At 43.6% G+C, this 7,608-nt stretch carries 7 protein-coding genes; 2 read left to right on the top strand and 5 right to left on the bottom strand.

Annotated elements, in window-relative coordinates; genetic code table 11:
- Window positions 1–1,634: alpha-glucosidase (locus B9J84_RS06590; RefSeq protein WP_094123800.1), on the top strand; the 1,634-nt coding region annotated here is incomplete at its 5' end.
- 329 nt (window positions 1,635–1,963) lie between these two features.
- Window positions 1,964–3,109 (top strand): tetratricopeptide repeat protein, encoded by a 1,146-nt coding sequence (locus B9J84_RS06585; RefSeq protein WP_094123799.1) that lies wholly within the window; start codon window positions 1,964–1,966, stop codon window positions 3,107–3,109.
- Window positions 3,110–3,220: 111 nt separating this feature from the next.
- Here the strand turns inward: B9J84_RS06585 and sstT are convergent, their stop codons facing one another.
- From sstT to B9J84_RS06560, 5 genes are all read right to left on the bottom strand, one after another.
- The gene (gene sstT, locus B9J84_RS06580) at window positions 3,221–4,438 is read right to left on the bottom strand and encodes a serine/threonine transporter SstT (RefSeq protein ID WP_026028166.1); all 1,218 of its coding nucleotides are present in this window, start codon (window positions 4,436–4,438) and stop codon (window positions 3,221–3,223) included.
- A gap of 354 nt (window positions 4,439–4,792) precedes the next feature.
- Window positions 4,793–5,236 (bottom strand): copper chaperone PCu(A)C, encoded by a 444-nt coding sequence (locus B9J84_RS06575; protein ID WP_094123798.1) that lies wholly within the window; start codon window positions 5,234–5,236, stop codon window positions 4,793–4,795.
- Window position 5,237: 1 nt separating this feature from the next.
- Window positions 5,238–5,846, bottom strand: a complete 609-nt coding sequence (locus B9J84_RS06570) for an SCO family protein (RefSeq protein ID WP_013868355.1) — start codon at window positions 5,844–5,846, stop codon at window positions 5,238–5,240.
- The gene (locus tag B9J84_RS06565; protein WP_013868356.1) at window positions 5,843–6,271 is read right to left on the bottom strand and encodes a hypothetical protein; all 429 of its coding nucleotides are present in this window, start codon (window positions 6,269–6,271) and stop codon (window positions 5,843–5,845) included. Before B9J84_RS06565 ends, B9J84_RS06570 begins: the two co-directional genes overlap by 4 nt.
- Before the next feature lie 143 nt (window positions 6,272–6,414).
- Window positions 6,415–7,335: a DUF368 domain-containing protein gene (locus B9J84_RS06560; RefSeq protein ID WP_013868357.1), complete on the bottom strand. Its 921-nt coding sequence runs from the start codon at window positions 7,333–7,335 to the stop codon at window positions 6,415–6,417.
- Window positions 7,336–7,608: the final 273 nt, after the last annotated feature.

Here is a 7,608-nt window from a genome sequence, read left to right as displayed (position 1 = left end):
AACCCAAATGGTGGCATAGCGCTGTGGTATACCAAATATACCCGCGCAGTTTTTACGATTCTAATCACGATGGTATCGGCGATTTAAATGGCATTATTAGTAAGCTTGATTACCTTGCAGAGTTAGGCATTAACGTTATTTGGCTATCTCCTGTTTATCAATCTCCAATGGATGATAACGGTTATGATATTTCTGACTACCAAGCAATAGCTCAAGAGTTTGGTTCCATGGAAGATATGCAGCGTTTACTGAGCGAAGCACAAAAACGCAATATTAAGATAGTGATGGATCTTGTCGTTAATCACACATCGGATGAACATCAATGGTTTTTACAAGCGAAGCAATCGCGAGACAATCCGTATCGAGATTACTACATTTGGCGGGATGCAAAATCGGATGGCAGTGTACCGGATGATACAGGGTCAATTTTTGGTGGCAGTGCTTGGCACTGGGATGAGCAAACGCAGCAATATTACTTCCACCTTTTTTCCAAACGTCAGCCAGATCTGAATTGGGAAAACCCTAAAGTGCAGCAAGAAGTGCACAGCATGATGAACTGGTGGATTGAAGAGGGCATTGGTGGTTTTCGATTAGATGTTATTGATTTAATTGGCAAAGAAATTGATAAGGGCATTACTGGCAATGGCCCGCGCTTGCATCCGTTATTACAGCAAATGAATGCCGCCACCTTTGGTAATCAAGATCTGCTGACCGTGGGAGAAACTTGGGGAGCCACACCAGACATTGCAAAACTGTACAGTGCGCCGAGTCGTCGTGAGTTATCGATGGTTTTCCAATTTGAACACATCACTTTGACGTGGGAGCAGGGTGACAAATGGAACCCTATTCCGTTAGATCTTAAGCAGTTTAAACAGGTATTAACCAAGTGGCAGATTGAGCTTGCCGATCAGGGTTGGAATTCATTATTTTGGAATAATCATGACCTACCACGCGCTGTATCTAAGTATGGTGATGACAAACGCTACCGAGTTGAATCTGCGAAAATGTTGGCAACGAGCTTACACTTTCTGAAAGGCACGCCTTATATTTATCAAGGCGAAGAGATTGGGATGACGAATGTGGCCTTCGATTCGCTCGATCAATACCGAGACATCGAGACGTTAAATTTTTATCGTGTGAAGACAGAATCGGGCGTTTCTCATCAGCATATGCTGGATGCTATTCATCAAAACAGCCGCGATAATGCTCGAACGCCAATGCAATGGTCAGCGGATAAACACGGCGGATTTACTCAAGGTTCTCCGTGGATAGAGGCGAATCCTAACTACCTAAAAGTCAATGTTGAACAAGCGCTCGCTGATAAACAATCGATTTACCATCACTATAAGAAGTTAATTGCACTGCGTAAAAAACACCTGTCCATCGTCTATGGATCGTTCACGCCTTTATTTGAAGAACATGACCAAGTGTTTGGCTATGTGCGCGAGTACCAAGGTGAGCAAATTGTCGTGATCAGTAATTTTTCATCGGCCACGGTTTGTTTAACAATACCCGAAAAGTTTCAATTGAGAGCGGTGGAGTGTTTGAGCTCTAATTATCAAGAGATTGAAAAATTAGAAGAAAACCTAGTACTCGAGCCTTATCAATCCATCGCGGTTTTGATGAGAGAGTAAAGTGAGTGGCTCATTTTTGATCTGGAATGAACGCAGCGATTTGGCTGCGTTTTTTCATTCATTGACCCAAATCGGAATCTATTCCTCAATTAGTGTGATTGTGCGTAACACTCTTGAAAAGAGTACGGTACTATCTTAGTGCTAAGGCTATGTGGCTTAATTAATCCACGAGCATTAGATATAGAGTGGCCTCTCTGTTTTGGATGAACGGATTTGACTATTTCGTATGCTTTAAATGGTTCGAGACAGAATGAATGTGGTCAGACTTTTTCAAAGATTGAGAAAAATGGTCGATAATGAAGTTAATCAGCTAAATAAGATTTGAATCAATGAGCACTATTGGGATTGCCATAGGCGCAACCGGGTTATCACTTATCCTCATCTTCGTGTGGATGTTTTCGCTCTCTTTGCGCAAAAAACGCTTAGAGGAAGAGAGAAAAGAGAGAGAAATCGCTTATCGCAAAGCGATAGAAAAATCACGTGAACAAGAAAGACAAGATCGCTTGTTTAAGGCCGAAACAGGCCATGTGCCGACGATTTTGTATTTAGCGAAAGAAGCCGAACGAACCAACCTCAAAGAGGCGATGTACTGGTATGACAAAGCGGCAAATTATGACAATGTTACGGGAATGTATGGTGTTGTTCGGATTTGCCAAAAGTTTCGAGATGATCTGATTTTGCGGGAAAAAGAGAAGTTTTGGCAGACTTGTATTGCAGGAATTGAAGGTAACTTAACCGCAAAGTATGAAACTGGCATGGCCTATATTCATGGCCGTGGCGTGGAAGCGAATACTGCGAAAGGAGTCTCGTTAGTACAAGAGGCTGCGGAAGCGAATTTGCTCGACGCTGTGATTTTCATGGGGGATTGGTGTGTTTCACACGACAATATCGCGCCATCACCAGCGGATTCAACATTTTGGTATTCCAAAGCCGCGAAGCTAAATAGCCCGATAGGACAGATGAAACTAGGCTTGAATTACCTTAAGGGTGTTGGTGTCGCAATGGACCACAGTAAAGCTTGTTATTGGTTAGAGCGATCTTCTGAAAAAGGTCATGTAGAGGCGATGTATCACGCAGGAGAAGCTTGGATAGATAAAGGTTCAAATGGCAATGCTATTGCTTATATTTGGTTATTTTTATCGGCTCATTTTGGTTTTGAACCGGCAAAGGTGCTAAGAGATCAAGTGGGCTCACGTATCGGTGTCGATTCTGTTGTGGGGTTGCAATCGTTGGCCAAACCACTCATGAAGAAAATCGGCGCGGGTACTGTAAGTAAACACTCAATTATTAAGGCGCTGAACAAGCTCTACAAACGTGGGATCCCTATCCCAGAGAAAGGGGAGTTGCCTGATGAAGACGATCTCTCATTGAGCGTAGTGGCGGATGCCTCCGAAGAGCGTTTGTCATCCAGCCCATCTGATGATCATGAGGTTCTAACGAGATTAGATTTCTCCAATACTTCAATGGACAGGTAATGTTGGATCGATAAAGTGGCTAAGCACTGTAAATAAAAAATCTCTGAAATGAAAATCCCCAGCGAATCGACTGGGGATTTTTGTTGGTATCGGTTTTAGTGTATCGAATGATTATGCTGATTTATTGTGCTCAGCTTGGCAAACCGCAGCGGTGAAGACAACATCTGTGGAGCTGTTGAGCGCTGTTTCGGCTGAATCTTGAATCACGCCTATGATAAAGCCAACGGCAACAACCTGCATTGCTACGTCATTTGAAATGCCAAATAGCCCACATGCGAGCGGGATCAGCAGCAGTGAACCACCGGCAACACCGGATGCGCCACATGCAGAAACAGCAGCAACGATGCTCAGTAGCAAAGCTGTCATAAGGTCAATTTCAATACCTACTGTGTTTACTGCAGCTAGGGTGAGAACCGTGATAGTAATGGCGGCACCAGCCATATTAATGGTCGCGCCGAGTGGGATCGAGACTGAATAAGTATCTTCATCCAGTTTTAGTTTCTCACACAATGCCATGTTTACTGGGATATTGGCGGCGCTTGAACGTGTGAAAAATGCGGTGACACCACTTTCACGCAAGCACTGGAACACCAATGGATACGGGTTTTGGCGAGTTTTCGCGTACACAATGATTGGGTTGACAACTAATGCGATGATCAACATAGCACTGAGCAATACGAATAAAAGGTTGGCATAACCAGCCAAAGATTCAAAGCCAGTCGTGGCAAACGTGGATGCAACCAAGCCGAAAATACCAAACGGTGCTAGGCGAATAATAAAACGCACAATTTGTGAAACGCCGTGGCTTAAATCTTCAAATACGGCTTTAGTTGTTGCTGAGGCATGGTGTAAAGCTAAGCCCAACCCAACAGCCCATGCCAGAATGCCAATATAGTTTGCACTCATTAGAGCATTGACTGGGTTATCAACCAGCTTAAACAACAGGGTATTAAGCACTTCAGCGATGCCTTGAGGAGGCGTTGCACCTTCTGCCCCCGCAACCAATGTTAAGGTTGTAGGGAAGATAAAGCTCAATACAACGGCAGTAAGAGCGGCGGTGAAGGTTCCAAAAAGGTAAAGCACCACGATTGGGCGCATATAAGTGTGTTGGTTTTTCTTTTGGTTTGCGATGGACGCGGCGACCAAAATAAACACGAGGATCGGCGCTACGGCTTTAAGTGCGCCAACGAAAAGGTCGCCAAGTAGGCCGACGCTTTTCGCATCATCGGGTGAAAGGGTTGCTAATATCCCACCGAGAACGATACCGGCGAGTATTTGCAGAACCAAATTGCCACGCGCAAAACGGGCGAAAATATTGTTGCTTTGCATAGTTATCCCTGCAATAAATCGAATTACATCCTGCATGACCTAAATACTATGAAGCCATAGCATCGGTTATGGTAGACAAATAGAGTTATAGTGACATCAGTGAGCTCCACTGAAGGGGGTAATGATATCTACGCGGGATATTGTGTCTAGAATTAATTGATAATCAGCACAAATAATTAATCAATGTGTGGAAATGCAATCGATTTTGAGTGAAATGTAAATAAAATGTAGCATTTATGGTGGTGGAATGATAAGCCTCTCGTCGGGATGTCTCGCTCTCGCCATTAGACTGGTCAATGAGCGTTTAGTGCGATGATAAAAGAGGGTAAGCCAACATCGCTTACCCTCTTCTTTTTAATGGTGTGCCATACCACTCATCACTTTTTTTACTGGTGCAGTAATGGTTTGCTGCTCACCATTGGCAAAGGTCAGTTGTACGTCAATCTTTTCACCTTCAACCAATGGTTTCTTCAAATCAAAAAGCATGATGTGCAAGCCGCCCGGTTTGAGTTCGACGTGCCCTTTGGCCGGAATTTTAAATTCAGTGACTTGACGCATTTTCATCACATCTCCTTCGGTGATTACATCATGCAACTCAACTTTCCCTGCCACATCGGTGTTGGCCGATACAATGAAGCGGTCCGTTTCACCTTTATTCATGATTTGAGAAAATACTGCGCTGGTGGTGGCGGTTGGTGCGGTAGCACGTGCGTAAGGGTGATGTACCATTATATCTGTGTTCGCAAAAGCAAGTGGGCTAAAGGCAAAGCTTGCTAAAAAAAGAGCATTGAGCTTCATGTTATTTTCCTTGTGATGACGTCATTATTGTTTTGATGGCTTCAACAATGGGAGCCGGTGAAAGCGTGTGTGGAACTTTAGTGATTAATGTTCCATCTGGTTGTAAAAAGTAGAAGTAGGAGCTGTGATCTAATGTGTATTTCAGTTCAGATCCCTTTAATTCGGTTTTGCGGAAAATGACGCCATACTGATGCGCCAGTGGTGTTGTAATATCTAAAGGAGCAGAAAGTCCCTCGATCATAGGGTGGAAATATTGGGCGTATTGATGAGAAGCATCAGCAGCGTCACGCTCTGGATCGAGAGAGATAAATAAAGGGCGCAGCTTTGCTTTGGTTACATCATCTAGTTGATTGAGTGCACCTGCTAACATAGCCAGAGATGTTGGGCAGACATCTGGGCAGCGTGTAAAGCCGAAGTAAACAACACGTATGCGTTCATCTTTAGTATCAAAAATAGAGATGGGTTGATTTGCTTTGCCAAATAAAATCACCTCAGAAGATGAGCTATTACCGCTCTCTAAATCCATACTTTGCTGCGTATCAAAATAGGTTTTTATGCCAAAGCCTAATACAAACGCAACCACCAATGCCAGAGACCAATTTTTACTCATCTTTCCATCCTTATTGCCGGAAATACTTGGGTACGACCATCAGAGAGTTCGCCAATCCATGTCATTTTTTCAGTCGTGCAAACTGGGAGTACAATCTGTGCTGTGTAGAGCCCGTCTTCCTGCGGCGTCAGTACATATTTAGCGGTGCCCATCTCCATCTCTAGCCCATTGAGTGTGAGTGTGAGTTTACTTGCATTGGCTTGCGGCCATTCAACGGTCAGAGTGTTAGCCACCAAAGGTTGAGATTTATCGTGTGCCAATGTCATGACAACATCTCCTTGTCGACAAGGGGCACTCGACAACTGGCAATATCGATTAATGTCTGGAGAAGAGTGTGTTGAAGAGAGCCAATTGAAAATATCGCTGCTAAAGTAACCCGCTAGCAGGGCTAGAACAAAGACGCCGATTTTGATTGCGTTGTGCATGGGGACAATCCAAGCAGTTATAAAACGCGAATGTTATCACAGCTATCTTTTTTCAGTGGTGACGAATGGATAAAATGTGCAACAAATCAATATAGAAAAGGTGAGTTTCCCCACCTTTTCTCATTCATGCTATGCGGTGTGATTTACACATCGTGATGTTTTGCATATTGCTCCAAGCCAAGCACGAGGGCAACAGCGCAAAGCATCAATAAAATGGCTACCAGCAGTTGCGAAGGCTGTGAAGTGATGGACTCAAATTCCAATGGAGAAAGGTTTCGCTGTAGTAAAGGAACGAGCTCGCCGTGAGAATTGGTTCGCCAAGTGAGCGTTTCTTTCCAAGGCCAGATTTTGGGTAAGGTGCCGATCATTAATCCCGTAAGAAAAATTAAGGTCAAATCTCTAAATTGTTTGAGTAACCAAGACAATACGTGAGAAAAACTCAGTAAACCACCGATACATCCGAGTAGAAAGAGTGCCAAAATATCGGCTTGCATCTCTTTCACCGCGCCCAGTACCGGTGCGTACATACCAATCAGCAACAGGATAAAACTTCCAGAAATTCCCGGTAGAATCATGGCGCAGATGGCAATAGCACCGGCTAGAACTGTGTTCAGCGCTGTTGGTTCCATCTGCATTGGGTTAAGTACCGTAATACTGTAAGCAAACGCAATTCCCAGCAAAGCGAAGAGCAACCGAGAAAGTTTGAACTGCTCAATTTGTTTCACAATATGGAACACCGAAACCAGAATTAAACCGAAGAAGAATGACCAAATGGGAATAGGATGCGTGGCTAACAGCCAAGAAATGAGTTTAGCCAAAGAGAGGATACTGGTGAATATTCCCCCAAACAGTGCGAGCAAGAAGAAGCCATTAATATGTTGAAATGCAGCGGCTAACCCATCTCGTTTGACTATGCGCAATAAACTCGGGTTAATCCTACGAATGCTTTCAAGCAAAGTGTCATAGATACCAGTGATGAATGCAATGGTTCCACCCGAAACACCCGGCACAACATCGGCGGCGCCCATGGCCATCCCTTTTAAAAACGTACTGAAATAGTTCATTGAATCTGCATGATTAAGTGTATTTGCCGGAAGTATATAATGAAATAACTAAGAAATGCTTGTACAAAAGATGAGTGAGTGGTGCTGGCTTAAGGTGAAAAAGCGCAGAAAGTTAGTTTGTTTTATAGCAACTGGGTGAGTATTGTTTTGCATTCGTTTCGCATAATGCAATTTGCGTAATGCGAAAAAGTACTACATTTTGATGAATTAATGCGATGCATAGCTAAAAAGCAGACCTTTTTTAGTTGGCATACTTCATGCATAATACTATTC

It is taken from the genome of Vibrio sp. V03_P4A6T147 (assembly GCF_002241085.1).
Lineage (GTDB): Bacteria > Pseudomonadota > Gammaproteobacteria > Enterobacterales > Vibrionaceae > Vibrio > Vibrio anguillarum.
Note: the sequence above shows the minus strand (reverse complement) of the source record. Positions and strands in the feature narration are given on the sequence as shown.